This is a genomic window from Mycobacterium sp. UM_CSW, from assembly GCF_000455205.1.
In the GTDB taxonomy this organism is placed as follows: domain Bacteria; phylum Actinomycetota; class Actinomycetes; order Mycobacteriales; family Mycobacteriaceae; genus Mycobacterium.
The window spans coordinates 17,820-32,493 of the sequence record NZ_AUWQ01000041.1 but is presented as its reverse complement, the minus strand read 5'-3'; the positions used below and the strand labels follow the sequence as shown (position 1 = coordinate 32,493).

Annotated in this window: 12 protein-coding genes; 5 read left to right on the top strand and 7 right to left on the bottom strand. The window is 68.8% G+C overall.

Going from position 1 to position 14,674, the window contains the following annotated elements:
- Positions 1-83 precede the first annotated feature (83 nt).
- The 3 genes from N415_RS33245 to N415_RS33240 are packed head-to-tail and all read right to left on the bottom strand — an operon-like array spanning position 84 to position 4,170.
- Positions 84-1,919, bottom strand: a complete 1,836-nt coding sequence (locus N415_RS33245; protein ID WP_068183744.1) for a serine/threonine-protein kinase — start codon at positions 1,917-1,919, stop codon at positions 84-86.
- A gap of 29 nt (positions 1,920-1,948) precedes the next feature.
- Complete coding sequence (locus N415_RS16110; protein ID WP_068183742.1) at positions 1,949-3,427, bottom strand: multicopper oxidase domain-containing protein; 1,479 nt, start codon at positions 3,425-3,427, stop codon at positions 1,949-1,951.
- Positions 3,424-4,170 (bottom strand): helix-turn-helix domain-containing protein, encoded by a 747-nt coding sequence (locus N415_RS33240; protein WP_152531423.1) that lies wholly within the window; start codon positions 4,168-4,170, stop codon positions 3,424-3,426. The genes N415_RS16110 and N415_RS33240 overlap by 4 nt, the downstream gene beginning before the upstream one ends.
- Positions 4,171-4,211: 41 nt before the next feature.
- Between N415_RS33240 and N415_RS16100 the strand changes: the two genes are divergently transcribed.
- From N415_RS16100 to N415_RS16090, 3 genes are read left to right on the top strand one after another with little or no spacing between them, the layout of a single operon-like run.
- Positions 4,212-5,450, top strand: a complete 1,239-nt coding sequence (locus N415_RS16100) for an APC family permease (protein ID WP_068183739.1) — start codon at positions 4,212-4,214, stop codon at positions 5,448-5,450.
- Positions 5,451-5,454: 4 nt separating this feature from the next.
- Positions 5,455-5,952 (top strand): flavin reductase family protein, encoded by a 498-nt coding sequence (locus N415_RS16095; protein WP_068183737.1) that lies wholly within the window; start codon positions 5,455-5,457, stop codon positions 5,950-5,952.
- A gap of 1 nt (position 5,953) precedes the next feature.
- Positions 5,954-6,625: a pyrimidine reductase family protein gene (locus N415_RS16090; protein ID WP_068183734.1), complete on the top strand. Its 672-nt coding sequence runs from the start codon at positions 5,954-5,956 to the stop codon at positions 6,623-6,625.
- Between the two features lie 5 nt (positions 6,626-6,630).
- Here the strand turns inward: N415_RS16090 and N415_RS16085 are convergent, their stop codons facing one another.
- Positions 6,631-7,119 carry an SRPBCC family protein gene (locus N415_RS16085; protein WP_068183731.1) on the bottom strand — a complete coding sequence of 163 codons (489 nt, stop codon included), beginning with the start codon at positions 7,117-7,119 and terminating at the stop codon, positions 6,631-6,633.
- A gap of 240 nt (positions 7,120-7,359) precedes the next feature.
- Between N415_RS16085 and N415_RS16080 the strand changes: the two genes are divergently transcribed.
- Positions 7,360-7,698, top strand: coding sequence for a hypothetical protein (locus tag N415_RS16080; RefSeq protein WP_068101112.1), 339 nt, complete (start codon positions 7,360-7,362; stop codon positions 7,696-7,698).
- Between the two features lie 161 nt (positions 7,699-7,859).
- Positions 7,860-9,677 (top strand): serine/threonine protein kinase PknE, encoded by a 1,818-nt coding sequence (locus tag N415_RS16075; RefSeq protein WP_068184006.1) that lies wholly within the window; start codon positions 7,860-7,862, stop codon positions 9,675-9,677.
- A gap of 7 nt (positions 9,678-9,684) precedes the next feature.
- On the opposite strand, the gene N415_RS16070 is transcribed toward N415_RS16075, so the two are convergent.
- The 3 genes from N415_RS16070 to N415_RS16060 all read right to left on the bottom strand — a co-directional run bounded on the left by N415_RS16070 (position 9,685) and on the right by N415_RS16060 (position 14,523).
- On the bottom strand, positions 9,685-10,059 hold the full coding sequence (locus tag N415_RS16070) for a hypothetical protein (RefSeq protein ID WP_081665300.1): 375 nt from the start codon (positions 10,057-10,059) through the stop codon (positions 9,685-9,687).
- 141 nt (positions 10,060-10,200) lie between these two features.
- Positions 10,201-12,129, bottom strand: a complete 1,929-nt coding sequence (locus N415_RS16065; protein ID WP_068183725.1) for a serine/threonine-protein kinase — start codon at positions 12,127-12,129, stop codon at positions 10,201-10,203.
- Between the two features lie 216 nt (positions 12,130-12,345).
- A complete protein-coding gene (locus N415_RS16060) occupies positions 12,346-14,523 on the bottom strand; it encodes a glutamine synthetase III (RefSeq protein ID WP_068183722.1) in 2,178 nt (725 codons plus the stop codon).
- Between the last annotated feature and the right edge of the window lie 151 nt (positions 14,524-14,674).

Genomic DNA, 14,674 nt, shown 5'->3' with positions numbered 1-14,674 from the left:
ATGCTCAAGCCGCAGTGGCACCTAAATTCGCGCCGAATGCGAAGCCGCGCCTTCCGGGCAAACCGCCTACGCGGCGCACCCCGTTAATCGCCGGTGCGGGTGAAGGTTTCGTCGAAGTCCGTGTTGAGCTCGCACGGGGCGGTCTGTTCCTGGTGGGCGCGGCCGGTGAGCGTGGCGATCGGATCCCCCGGCGGTTGCGGCAGCGGATACTGTCCGCTGGACTTCATGCGCGCGGTGCCCCCGGAGTGCGGGCAGGTGACGTCGGCGTCGACGTTCCAGGTCCAGCGTCCGTCTCCGAAGACCAGCGGTTGGTCGGCCGAGGCCTCGTGGAAGTAGCTCATGCACCGATCGGCGGTGCGCAGGCAGTAGGTGGCGACCGCGGTGTTGAGCTGTTGTTGCGGCAGGCCGTTCGCGAAGATCCGGGTCAGGCGGTAACGGCCGCGCAGGCCCTGGGCCGGTGACGCCGCCCGCGGGGGCTGGGCGGCCGGATCGGGAAGGGTTTTCACGTCGACGTCGCCGGTGCGGGTGAAGGACACGGTTCGCTTGTTGGCGCAGGCGTTGGCGGCGGTCGCCGTGTATTCGCCGTCAAGGCCGCCGTCCGGACGGGGCCGCAGTACGAAGACCTGCCAGAACTCCGCGGTCGCCTCGCGGCAGGCATCCGGTGCGACGGCGACCGCGACCCAGGCCGCGCCGATCTGGTCGAACACCATCGTCGGTTGCGCCACGGTCTCCCCACCGAGGCGGGACGCGGTCATCACGCAGCCCGCGGGGCGGCACACCGAACGCAGGCCATACGTGCTCGTCAGCGCAGGCGGGGAACCGGGGTCCGGGATGTCATCGAGAGCCATGTTCGGCCCGAAATCGGCCCGATAGGTGCCCGTGAAGGGGCTCGCGGGCGCGGCCGGGCGGTGCGATCCGGTGAGCTTCAGCGTGGCGACGACGCCGCCCGCTACCAGCAACACGACGCCTGCCAGCACCGCGGCGAGCACACCGGGGCGACGGCCCACCCGCCTCCAGGCGGCGGGTTTCTTCCACTGCGGCGCAAGCAAAGTCGGGTCCGACGAGGGATACGCGTCGGCCCCGTCGAGATGCCGCCCCAATGCCTGGGCGAACTCCCCGCAGCTGTTGAACCTGCCAGAGGGATCCTTGGCCAGCGCGGTGGCGAAGACGGCATCCAGGCCGGTCAGCTCGGGACGGTGGGCGCCGATCGACGGCGGCGGGGCGCTGACGTGTTGACCGATGACCACCGCCATGTTGGGCCCGCCGAACGGGGGCACCCCGGCGAGCAGATGAAAAGCGGTGCACGCCAGGGCATATTGATCGGCACGACCGTCGACCGACCCTGCCATCAACTGCTCGGGCGCCGCGTAGGCCACCGTGCCGACCGCCATCTTCGTCGAGGTCAACCCGGCCACGTCGTCGACGCGACGGGCGATGCCGAAGTCGGCCAAAAAGATTCGCCGCGGCTGTCCGTCCGACTCGGTCACCAGGATGTTGGCCGGCTTCACGTCGCGGTGCAGCAGCCCTCGGTGATGCGCGTAGTCGAGCGCCGAGGCGACCGCGTTGATGATCGCCATCGCGTCCTCGACGGGCATGCCGCCTGTAAATTGCTCCCGCAACAGCCGGCCCGCGTCGGTGCCGGCCACGTATTCCATCGAGATCCAAAACTGGCCCTCGTATTCACCGCGGTCGTGGATCCCCACGATGTGCGGATGCGAGAGCCCGGCGGCCAGCTCCGCCTCCCGCTCGAATCGCTCCCGGTATTGCGGATCGGCGGTGACTTCGGTCGGCAGCACCTTCAACGCGTCCTGGCGCGGCAACCGGGGGTGCGACGCCAGATACACCTGCCCCATGCCGCCCGAACCGAGCAGTCGCAGGATCGTGTATCCCGCGAACACCTGACCGATCTCGAGCGCCATGGCCGAATCGTAGATGCCCCGGTCGCGGATCAGCGGCTGTTGAGCAGCAGCATGAGCCCGTAGTCCATGTGGATCTGCTGGTGGCAGTGCAGCAGCGACAGGCCCGGCTGATCGGCGACGAAGTCGATCTCCATGCTCTGGAACCCGCCGAGCATCGCGACGTCCTTGCGCACGCCGGCGGTCGGCGTCCCGGCGATGCGGGTGATTTCGAAGGTGTGGCGGTGCAGGTGCATCGGGTGCAGGTCGTCGGTCGCGTTGCGGAACCGAAGCCGATAGCGCTTGTCGCGCTGCAGATCCAGCACGGGCTGATTGGTCTCCATCGAAAACGCCGTGCCGTTGAACATCCAGACGTTGAAGCCGTTGTCGGCGGCGTTGCGCTTTTCGATCAGCATCTCGATGGTGCGTTCCGGCGGCGGCACCGGCCCGGGGTTGGGCGGCGCGAACAGCCGGTAGTCCCACTTGAACGGCGGGGGCTCCGCCCACTGCGGATCACCGCCGCGCCCGGCGTATTCCACCACCACGCCCATGCCGTGGCCGCGGTCGTCGTCGGACAGGTCCCCCAGCACCCACACCCCGGGATTCGTCATGTTGACGAACGCCGAAATGCGTTCGGCCGCACCGAGCCACAACACCGGGACCGGTGACGGATTGGGCACCGGGTTCCCGTCCAGCGCGACCACGTTGAAGGTGTGCCCGGGCAAGGCCAGGCTGCGGCTTTCGGTGGCGCTGCCGTTGAGGACGTGCAACAGCACCCGCTGCCCGGGTTGGACGCGGATGGGATCGCCGTGGCCGAGCATGCGCCCATTGATCGCGAATGACCCGTAGCTGACCTCGTAGCCATGCGGGTCGCCCTTGGCGAGCGACGCCTTCATCGCGGACTCGCCTTTGTCCTTGAGGTCGGCGTCCGGTTCGCCGGCCAGGAATTCGCTGGCCATGTCGCCCCCGCGGGTGAAACTGGGCTCGAATTCCTTGAGCGTCAAGAAGATCTCTTGGTCGTAGGCGCCCGGGTTCTGTTTGGGCTCGATGTAGACCGGCCCGACCAGGCCGCTGTACTGGCCGCGGGACAGGTCCGCGCGCGGCACGACGTGGGTGTGATAGAAGCGGTAGCCCGCCGGCCCGGGCACGAATGAAATGCGCCGCATGCCGTGCGCCGGGATGTCGGGGGTGCCCTCCTCGGCCGAGCCGTCGACGTCGACGCCGACGTGCTGGCCGTGCCAGTGCAGCTGCTCCGGCGCATCGGTGTCGTTGAAGATGTCGACCCACGTCCGTTGCCCCTCCTTGAACCGCAACAACGGTCCCGGGAATTGGCCGTTGTAGGTCAGGGTCGACACGGTGTGGCCCGGCGCCAGCTCCACGGGTCCGGTGCCGATGCGCAGCGTGTAATCGGGCTTGCCGTTGGGCGGGCCGGGCGGCGCGGTCCGTGAGCAGGCCGCCGCGACGCCGGCGGCGCCGCCCGCGGTGATCAACGCCAGGCCACTGAGGAATCGACGGCGGTCGAAGGGGTTCATCGCCGCTCCCGGGGCCGGGCTAGGACGGGCAGGAGAAAATCGATCCGGTCGTTCAGTTCGCTTGCCACGCGCCGGAATTCGGGATAACTCGCCCTGCCCACAGCGGCCGAGGGATCCGGCAGGCTCCAATGCATCGCGGTGACAACGCCATGCTCCCGGGCGTATTCGCGGACCTTGTCGCACAGCGTGATCACGCAATCGAAGCGGCCCCGGGCGACCGCGGCCAACGGCTGCGGTCGGCCGCCACCAAGGTCGATGCCGTAGAGGTCGCGCATGATCCGCACCGCGTTCGGGTGCATCTGTGGTTTGGGATGGCTGCCGGCGCTCGCGGCACGGATGCGGCCGCCGCCCTTCTTCCGCAGCAGCGCCTCGGCCATCGGCGAGCGCGCGCTGTTGCCGGAGCACAGGAACAGCACCGACCCGGCTGGGCGGGTCGCCGCAGGCGGCGCGAGCGCCGGATGCAATGCGGTTGCCGCCCCGGCGAATTCGGCCGCGCACCGCGGCAGGTTCAGGTGGTAGTAGGTGTCGCGGGCGTCGAAATTGCTGCGCCGCGCGTCGATCAGCCCCGCCGAGCGCAACAGCCGCAGGTGGTAGGACACCAGGTTCTGTGGCTCGTCGACCGCGGCGGCCAACTCCCGTACCCGGTGGTCGCCTCCGGCGAGCTCGGCCATCAACGCCCACCGCACCGGGTGGGACGCCATCTGCATCAGCGGTGGAACTTCCGCGCGTTTGGTTGCCGGCACCCTTCGGACAATACATCAAACCAGTTTGATAGGTTTGGCGCGTGACTGAGCTCCGCCGCACCCTGGGTGTGTTCGACGCGGTGGTGATCGGGCTGGGCTCGATGATCGGTGCCGGCATCTTCGCGGCGCTCGGCCCCGCGGCACGCGCCGCCGGCTCGGGGCTGCTGCTGGGCCTGGCCGTGGCCGCGGTGGTCGCCTACTGCAACGCCACCTCCTCCGCGCGGCTGGCCGCCCGGTACCCCGCCTCCGGCGGCACCTATCTGTACGGCCGCGAGCGGCTCGGCGATTTCTGGGGCTACCTGGCGGGTTGGGGCTTTGTCGTCGGCAAGACCGCCTCGTGCGCGGCGATGGCCCTGACCGTCGGCTCGTATGCGTGGCCGTCGCAGGCGCACGCGGTGGCCGTCGCCGCGGTGGTCGCGCTGACGGCGGTGAACTACGTCGGGGTGCAGAAGTCGGCGTGGCTGACCCGGATCATCGTCGCGGTCGTCCTTGCGGTGCTGGCCGCGGTCGTCGTCGCCGTATTCACCTCTCGCAGCGTCGGCCCCGAATACCTGCATCTGTCGGGCGTCACCGCCGGCGGCGTGATCCAGGCGGCGGGCCTGTTGTTTTTCGCCTTCGCCGGCTACGCGCGCATCGCCACGCTGGGCGAGGAGGTGCGCGATCCGGCGCGCACCATCCCCCGGGCCATCCCGCTGGCCCTGGCGATCGCCCTGGCCGTCTACGCGCTGGTGGCCGTCGCGGCGCTGGCCGCGCTGGGGCCGCGACGCCTGGCCGAGGCGTCCGCGCCGCTGTCCGAGGCCGTGCGGGTGGCGGGGATGGGCTGGCTGGCGCCCGTCGTGCAGGTCGGCGCGACGGTCGCGGCGCTGGGCTCGCTGCTGGCCCTGATCCTGGGGGTTTCGCGCACCACCCTGGCGATGGCGCGCGACCATCACCTCCCGCACGCGCTCGCCGCCGTGCACCCGAGGTTCGGCGTGCCCCACCGCGCCGAGCTGCTGATCGGCGTCGTCGTGGCGGTGTTGGCCGCGACGGCGGATCTGCGGGGCGCGATAGGTTTTTCCTCGTTCGCGGTGCTCATCTACTACGCGGTCGCCAACGCCTCGGCGTTCACCCTTCGGCCCGACGAGGGACGGCCGCACCGCGCCATCCCGGTGATCGGGCTGGTCGGGTGCCTGGTGCTGGCGTGCGCGCTGCCGCTGTCCTCGGTGCTGTCCGGCGCGGCGGTGCTGGGCCTCGGTGTCGCGGCGTACGCGATTCCCCGGCGGCCCGAACGGGAAGACTGAGCGGGTGGCCGAGCCCGGAACAGATGCATTCGAAGAATTGGTGTCGCTGCTGAACTACCCGATGTTCGTCGTCACCACCCAGGCCGACGGCGTGCCGGCCGGCTGTCTGGTCGGCTTCGCGAGCCAGGCCAGCATCCATCCCCCGCGGTTCCTGGTCGGTTTGTCCACGAAGAACCACACGTTCCGGGTCGCCGCCGACGCCAGCCACCTGGCTGTGCACGTGTTCGACCGCGAACATCTCGGCGTCGCGGAGCTGTTCGGCAGCCAAACCGGCGACAAAATCAACAAGTTCGACCGCTGCTCCTGGCATCGCGGCCCGGCGCAGCTGCCCATCCTCGACGACGCGGCTGCCTGGTTCGCCGGCAAGATCCTGGATCGTTTCCCGCTCGGCGACCACGTCGGGCACCTGCTCGAGCCGGTGGACGGCCGCCCGCCGCAAGAGCTCGAGCAGTGGGTGTCGTTCGGCGACGTCCGCCACCTGGAACCGGGTCACGAGGCCTGATGTGACTCCCCGGGTGGGCGCCGTCGGCGGCATCGCCGAACTCGCGTCGTTCTACGGCGATCCCCCGGCGGGCGTGCGGGCCAACATGATCTTCAGCGCCGACGGCGCCGCGGCGTTCGCCGGTCGCGCGGGTCCGCTGTCCTGTCCCACCGACCAGCAGCTGTTGAGGCTGCTGCGGGGCTTCGCGGACGTGGTGCTGGTCGGCGCGGGCACGGCGCGCGCCGAGAACTACGGCCCGGTGCGGCTCACCGACGCGCGACGCGCCGCGCCGCCCATCGCCGTGATCACGCGCACCGGCGAACTGCCGGCCAGGCTGTTCAGCGACCCCGCACAGCCGCCGATCGTGGTGACCTGCGCACGCTCGGCCGCGCGGCAGGACCCGCGCCGGCAGATCCTGGTGGCCGGCGAGGATTCGGTCGACGTGACGCGCGCCGTCGCCCAGCTGCGCGGCCAGGGCATGGGCCGCATCCTGTGCGAGGGCGGGCCGACCCTGCTGGACGAGCTGGTCGACGCCGACGCCGTCGTCGAAATCTGCGTGACACTGGCGCCCAAGCTGGCCGGGAGCCAGCCCGTCGGCAGCCGGCCGCCGTCACGGTTGTCGGTGCCGGTCGGGATGCGCCTCGAGCACGCCCTGGCTTACGACGATTACGTGTTCCTGAAGTACCGCCGCTGAGGGGGTCAGGCTCGCGGATAACCTCGGCGAACCGTGCGATCGAGGATGCCCAGGGTCGCCCGCAGCGCGCCCTCGGAGAGCACCGGAAAAATCCCGGCGTCGCGCCACTTCGGGTCGATGTTCGACCAGTCGTAGAACGACGTGACCACGGTCGACGCGCCGTCGTCGGCCGGCTCGAGCCGATATCCGTAGACGTGGCCGATTTGCGGGCGGATCTGGCCGAGAATCGTCCACGAAATTAGCCGGTCCCGCTCGAACTCCTTGATGCTGACGGTGACGTCGTATTTGCCCAGTTGCGGGAAGTCGTTGAGCGCCTCGCGGTCCATGTGGACCACGAAGCTGTCTCCGACGCCCGTGACGGGTTCGCCCTCGGCGTCCTGGAGCATGCCCGAGGAATCGATGGCGACGTGGCCCTGCGGGTCGCACAGCACCGCGAAGACGTCGGCGGCCGGGGCCGGGATGGTGCGACGGATCTCGATGCGTTCTTCGGTCATGGGTCCTCGCAGCCGCCGCAGAAAACCTGATTTGCCTCGCCGGTCACTCTACGTCGCCGCGGCCGGTCGACGTCAGTGCCGTCGCGATTGCTGGACGCTCGCTCGGCATGCAGCGGCGCACCGGGCTTCCTATGATGAAGGCTTGGGGAAAATTTCATCGAATTGCCTGCGCGACACAATCTTCAGTCCACCGTCGTCCGACTTCTTCTCGCGGGCACACAGAGGAGGATCAGCGGCGACGTGAGCGATTCGAACGGCGAGGACGAATACCGCAATCTGGCGGTGAACCGACTGCGGCCCAGCGAGCTTCAGTGGGCATTGAACAACGATTCCGTGCACGGGATCGCCTACGCGTTCCGCAACCCCGTCGCCGTCGCCGAGTCCATCGACGACCCGCAGGACGAACGCAAGACCTACCTGATCCGGGTCAGGCGCGACGATTTGGCCTCGGCGCTGGGAAAGATCAACGATTGGATCGTCCGGAATCCCGGCCCGGCGGGCATGCAGGCCTACGGCTTCGTCCGGGCGCTGTCGCGGGAGGGCCTCAGCGAAAAGACCGGCGACGAGGAATGCCGGTAATCCTCACCCACCCCGGGAGTTCGTAGCCAGCCGACCGGGAATTAGCTGGCTTTCTGGCAATTCAGCGTGCCCCGCGGTTGCCCAAACCATTAGCCTTATGCCTGGCACGCCGCGCTTCGGTGTGGGTTTTGCGGCGCGTGGCGGCGGGTGAGGAGTCGGCGATGGGTGACACGACCGCGGATTCGCGGGAGGGCTCGCAGTTCGGGCCGTATCGGTTGCGGCGGCTGGTCGGCCGCGGCGGCATGGGCGATGTCTACGAGGCCGAGGACACGGTGCGCGAGCGCATCGTGGCGCTCAAGCTGATGTCGCAGACGCTGTCCAGCGATCCGGTCTTCCGCTCGCGCATGCAACGCGAGGCCCGCACCGCGGGGCGGCTGCAGGAACCGCACGTCGTGCCGATCCACGACTTCGGCGAGATCGACGGTCAGCTCTACGTGGACATGCGCCTGATCGACGGCAAGAACCTGGCCGCGACGCTGAGCCGTTTCGGGCCGCTGTCCCCGCCGCGGGCGGTGGCGATCGTGCGCCAGATCGGCTCGGCGCTCGACGCCGCGCACGCCGCCGGGGTGATGCATCGCGACGTGAAACCGGAGAACATCCTCGTCAGCGCAGACGATTTCGCGTACCTCGTGGATTTCGGCATCGCCAGCGCCACGTCCGACGAGAAGTTGACGACGTTCGGCACCACGGTGGGCACGGTCAAATACATGGCCCCGGAGCGGTTCAGCGATGGCGAGGTGACCTATCGGGCCGACATCTACGCGCTGGCCTGCGTCTTGTATGAGTGCCTGACGGGCACCCCGCCGTACACGGGCGACACGATCGGGGTGATGGGCGCGCACCTCAACCAGCCCATCCCGCGCCCCAGCGCCGCGCGCCCGAGCATCCCGGTGGCCTTCGACGCCGTGATCGCCCGCGGCATGGCCAAGGATCCCGCGGCGCGCTACGCCACGTGTGGCGATCTGTCGGCGGCCGCGTATGCCGCGCTGGCCACTCCCGATCAGGATCGGGCCACCGACATTTTGGAGCGCAGCCAGGTGGCGAAGCTGCCCGCCGCGTTCGCCGGCCAGCAGCCGAGCGGTTTTGCCGCCATGCCGCCGCCCGCGATGGCGAACCAGGCGCCCCCTCAGGCGCCGCGGTGGACCACCGGATCGGCTCCCGGGGCACCGATGCCGCAGCCGACGGGGTGGCCCGGCACCCCCACGTGGGGCACGGGCGACATGGGCAGCGTCGGCGCGCCGCTCTGGGGGCAGCCGCCCCAGAGCAGCCGCAAGCCCTGGCTGTGGATCGGCGCCGTCGTGGCCGTCGTGGTGGCCGTGGTGGTCGGGTTGGTCATCGTTGCCGCCCACCCGTGGCAGTCGTCGTCCCCGTCGGCCCGGTCCTCCACGCCGACGTCGCCGGCGCCTCCGCCCGACGCGGTTGAGCTCAAGGTGCTCGATGACGGTGTCTCCGTCGGCAGCTCGGCCGCACCGACGACGATCGACATCTTCAACGAGCCGATCTGCCCGCCGTGCGGCAGCTTCATCCGGTCGAACGCCGGTGACATCGACAGCGCGGTGAACAACAAGAAGCTGGCGGTGCGCTACCACCTGCTGAACTTCCTCGACGACAAGTCGCACAGCAAGAATTACTCGTCGCGCGCGGTGGCCGCGACGTATTGTGTTGCGGCGCAGAATGATCCGAAGCTGTACATGAACTTCTACTCCGGCCTGTTCGCCAGCAACTTTCAGCCGGCGGAGGACGCCCCCGAGGACCGCACCGACGGCGAACTGGCCCAGCTGGCCAAGACAGTCGGCGTCGACGCCAGCGTGATCGATTGCATCAAGGGCGGCGACGACGTCGGCACCGGCAAGGCCAAGGCCGCCGCCGGGGACGCGACGCTGACCGGACTCAACGCCACCGGCACACCGTTCGTGTGGGACGGCACCAAGTCGGTGAACTATCAGGACCCGACCTGGCTCACCAAGCTGCTCGGCTAGTTTCGCGCTAGGGATGCGGCGTGGCAGGCGCCGGAGCGGGTGTTTGTGAGGGGCCCATCATGCCGCCCGGCCCCATCATTCCGCCGGGACCCATCGTGCCGCCGGGGCCCATCATGCCGCCCATTCCGCCCTGGCCCATCATCGGGCAGCCACCCTCGCGGCCGATGTAGTAGCCGCGGTGCCAACCGGCGTGGGCGCCGGAGGACCAGCCGAGGAACAACCCCCAGAAGAAGATGGACCCGACGATGAACACCACACCGGCGACGATGACGACCCACGCCGCGGCTTGGCCCAGGCGGCTGGGGCCGCCAAATCGGTTGCCGTAGCGGGGTTGCTCACTCACGGTGGTCGGTTCGATCGTGGATTCAGGTGTGTCTGTCATGCCTCGAAGGATTGCACACATATACCCCTCGGGGGTAGGGACTATTGGCCCCAGTTGGTGGGCGGGCGCCGCGAGCCTAACCTGACTGCGAAAAATTAAAGCGGATTTCGCAGTGTGGTCAGGCTCGCGATGGGGCGGGCGCTAATCGCCGGTGCGCGCGAACTTTGCGTCGACGTCCGTGCTGCCGCAGTTGGTCCCGCCGGAGTTCGTCACGTCCTCGTGACCATGCCCGGTGAGCAACGCGATCGGGTCCTGTGCGGGCTGCGGCATCGGGAAATGCGCGACGATCCGTACGTGCGCCGTGCCGCCCTTCGAGCAGCGGCCGTCGAACTCGCGGTCGTAGATCCACTCCCCGCCGCCGAATACCAGCGCCATGGCCGAAGCCGGGGGTGCGTGGAAAAAGCTCATGCACCGGTCGCCGCTGCGCAGGCAGTCCGTGCGGACAACGTAGTCTTGCTGACCTTTGAAACCCGTCGGTGTGACATCCGATTCGTGGTAGTGGCCGCGCAGCGCCTCGGCCGGCGAAACCACCCGCGGCGGCAGCGCATTCGGGTCGGCCACGCTGCTGAGGTCGACGTCTCCCGTGCGGGTGAACGTCACGCTGCGTTTGTTGGCGCAGCCCTTGCCCATGATTTCGGTCGCCTCCCCAGCGAGCGTGCCGTCGGGACGCGGTTGCAGCGTGAAGGTTTCCCAGACCTCGCCTTCAGCGTTGGCGCACGTGCTCGAGCCGGCGGTCACCGCCCGCCAGGTTCCGTCGACCTGATCGAATACGGTCGTCGGCACCTGCATGGTCTCGCCGGTAAGGCGCGTCGCGGTCGCCACGCAACCGGTGGGACGGCACGCCGAACTGACAGCCCAGGTTTCGCTTGACGGCGCGGCGCCCGGGGGCGGCATGCCTTCGATGCTGGTGATCCGGGCGAAGTCGGCCCGGTAGACGCCCGTGAAGGGACCCGTGTTCGGCGGCGGTGCCTTCGGCCCGGGGCTCGCCGTGGGCGCCGCGGTGTGCGCCGGCTTGCCGGACTGAGTGAGCTTCCCGGAGACGAAGACACCGCCGGCGATCAGCAGCGCGACGCCCGCCAGGGCGGGGATCAGTACCGCCGGGCGCCGGCTCAACCGTTTCCAGCCGGCCGGTTTCGGCCGCAGCGGCACGGTGGGCGCGGCGACGCCGAAAGAAGGCCGGGTGATTTCGTTGTCGGGGCGGGCCGGGATCTCGCCGGCGTACGCGAAGCTCGGCAGCGGCCGGCCGCCGAGGTGGGCCGCGAACTCCCCGCAGCTGGCGAACCGGCCGGACGGTTCCTTGGCCATCGCGGTGGCGAACACCGGATCCAGCCGGGCCAGCTCCGGTCGCTGCGCACCGACCGATGGCGGCGGGGCATTGACGTGCTGGCTGATCACCACGGCGGGATTGGAGTCGACATACGGTTGCGCACCGGTCAGCAGGTGAAATGCGGTGCAGGCCAAGGCGTATTGGTCCGCGCGCCCGTCGATTGACTCGCCCTTGAGCTGTTCGGGCGCCGCGTAGGCCGCGGTGCCGACCGTCATGTTGGTCGCGGTCAGCCCGGTCGCGTCATCGATGCGGCGGGCGATGCCGAAATCGGCCAGGAAGACCCGCCGCGCCTGCCCGTCCGGTTCGGCCAACAGGATGTTGGCCGGCTTGACGTCGCGGTGCAGCAAGCCCCGGTGGTGGGCGTAGTCCAGTGCCTCGGCGACGGCGGTGATGATCGGCACCACCTCGTCGAGCGGCATTCCGCCGGGATAGTTTTCGCGCAACAGCCGGCCCACGTCGGTGCCGGGCACGTAGGCCATCGAGATCCAGAAATGGCCGTCCTCCTCGCCGCGGTCGTGGACCCTCACGATGTGCGGATGCGACAACCCCGCCGCCAGGTCGGCCTCGCGCACAAATCGGGCCCGAAACTCCGCGTCGGCGGTCAACTCCGGCGGCAGCACTTTGAGCGCGTCCTCGCGCGGCAGGCGCGGGTGCGCCGCCAAATACACCTGGCCCATGCCACCCGAACCCAGCAGCCGCAGGATCGTATATCCGGCGAATACCTGGCCGGCTTCGAGCGACATGGCCGAATCGTAAGTCTTGTCTTCGCGGCTTTGCGGCACTTTCCGTCCCTTTCCGGTCTGTTACGGGGCAAGGCCCGTCAGCGGAAAGGTTGCGGCACAGCACTTGGCAGAAGTTGGCGAGTTTCTTGCGAAATTCTTGCGCACGCGGATCGTCGGGCGTGGGGGCCGCGGATCACCGCCGCTGGCGCGGCCGGCCCCCACACCCGACGATGTCTATCACAGGATGTACAGCATCTCCTGGTAGGTGGGAAGCGGCCACAGGTCGTCGGCGACAACGCTTTCCAGCGTGTCGGCGGCCGCGCGGACCGCCGCCATGGCAGGCAGCAGCTCCTTCTGCGCGTGCGTAGCCTCGGCCAGCGCCGTCTCCGCCGAGTGGTCGGACAGCGCCGACTTCAGCGTCGCCAGGCCCTCTTGCAGTTCGGCGATCGGGGTCGAAACCGCTTCCAGCGCAACCGTGCTCGCTTCGACGCCGGCCTTCTTCAGCGTCGCGACGTTCTGGGCGAGCTCGGTCTGGTACCGGATGGCGGCCGGCAGGATCACCGTCGTACCGAGTTCCAGCGCCAGTTTCGCCTCGACCGCGATGGTCAGGGCGTACTGCTCCAACCGGACCTCATAGCGGCTGTGCAGCTCGCGCTCGTTGAACACCCCGTACTTCTCGAAGAGTTCAACCGACTCCGGCTTGATCAGCTCCGGAATGGCGTCGAGCGACGTCTTGAGATTCGGCAGACCGCGCGCGGCCGCCTCGATCTGCCATTTCTCCGAATACCCGTCGCCGTTGTACACGACCGCACCATGCTCGGTGATGATATCGGTGAGCAGCCGCTGAACGGCATGATCGAAGTCTTCGCCGTCGGCGACGGCCTTCTCCAGCACCGTCGCCATGTAGTCGAGCGAGTCCGCCATGATCGTGTTGAGGACGATCAGCGGCACGGCCACCGTCTGCCCGGAGCCTGGCGCACGGAACTCGAACCGGTTGCCGGTGAACGCGAACGGGCTGGTCCGGTTGCGGTCGCCCGGGTCGGTCGGCAGTGGTGGGAGCGTGTCGACGCCGATGTGCATGACGCCCTTGCCCTTTGACGACGTGGCCGCGCCCTTGGCGATCTGCTCGAACACGTCGGCGAGCTGCTCGCCGAGGAAGATCGAGATGATCGCGGGCGGCGCCTCGTTGGCGCCCAGGCGGTGGTCATTGGTGGCCGATGCCACCGACACCCGCAGCAGCCCGGAGAACTTGTGCACGGCACGGATCACCGCGGCGCAGAACACCAGGAACTGTGCGTTCTCGTGCGGGGTGTCGCCCGGAACCAGCAGCGAGCCCAGCTCGGAGTTGCCCATCGAGAAGTTGACGTGCTTGCCCGACCCGTTGACGCCGGCGAATGGCTTCTCGTGGAACAGGCACTCCATGCCGTGCTTCTTCGCGATCGTCTTGAAGATCGTCATCAACAGCTGCTGGTGGTCGGAGGCGATGTTGGCCCGCTCGAACATCGGCGCGATCTCGAACTGGCCGGGGGCCACCTCGTTGTGCCGGGTCTTGGCCGGGATGCCGAGCTTGAACAGCTCCCGCTCGGTGTCCATCATGAAGCCCAACACCCGCTCGGGCACCGCGCCGAAGTAGTGGTCGTCGAACTCCTGGCCCTTGGGCGGCTTGGCGCCGAACAGGGTGCGCCCGGCGTTGACGAGGTCCGGGCGCGCCAGGAAGAAGTGCCGGTCGACCAGGAAGTACTCCTGCTCCGGGCCGCAGAACGACACGACGTGGTTGAGGTCCTTGTGGCCGAACAGCTTCAGGACACGCTCGGCGTGTTTGCCCATCGCCTGCTGACTGCGCAGCAGCGGCGTCTTGTAGTCCAAGGCTTCGCCGGTCATCGAGACGAACACCGTCGGGATGCACAGCGTGTTGCCGTTCGGGTTCTCCAGGATGTAGGCGGGGCTGGTCACGTCCCAGCCGGTGTAGCCGCGCGCCTCGAACGTGCTGCGCAGGCCGCCCGACGGGAAGCTCGACGCGTCCGGCTCACCCTGTATGAGGGTCTTGCCGGCGAACTCGGCCAGCGTCTGGCCGTCGGAGATGGGCTCCAGGAAGCTGTCATGCTTCTCGGCGGTGAGCCCGGTCATCGGGTAGAAGACGTGCGCGTAGTGGGTGGCACCTTTTTCCAGCGCCCAGTCCTTCATCGCCACGGCGACCGTATCCGCCACCGCGGGGTCGAGCTTGGTGCCCTTCTCGATGGTCGCGACGATGGACTTGAACACCGACTTGGGCAGGCGGGCCTGCATCTCGGCCTTGGTGAAGACGTTCGAGCCGAAGACCGCGCCGGGCTCTTCGCCGGGTACGAAACTGATGGCTGGGGGGACATACGCCTCGACGTTGTTGATCGCCTGCAGGCGGACCGCGTTTCCGCTCAATTGAGTTCCTATCGCTGAGGGGGGCCCACGATTTCCTGTGCCGGACAGTGGACCGCCCCACAGTAGGAACGTTCGATGGCAAACTTGTTACGCCGATGTCAACGGCGGGTCCGCAATGGTTTCGATCATGAGACGCGGACGGCAGCGCGGG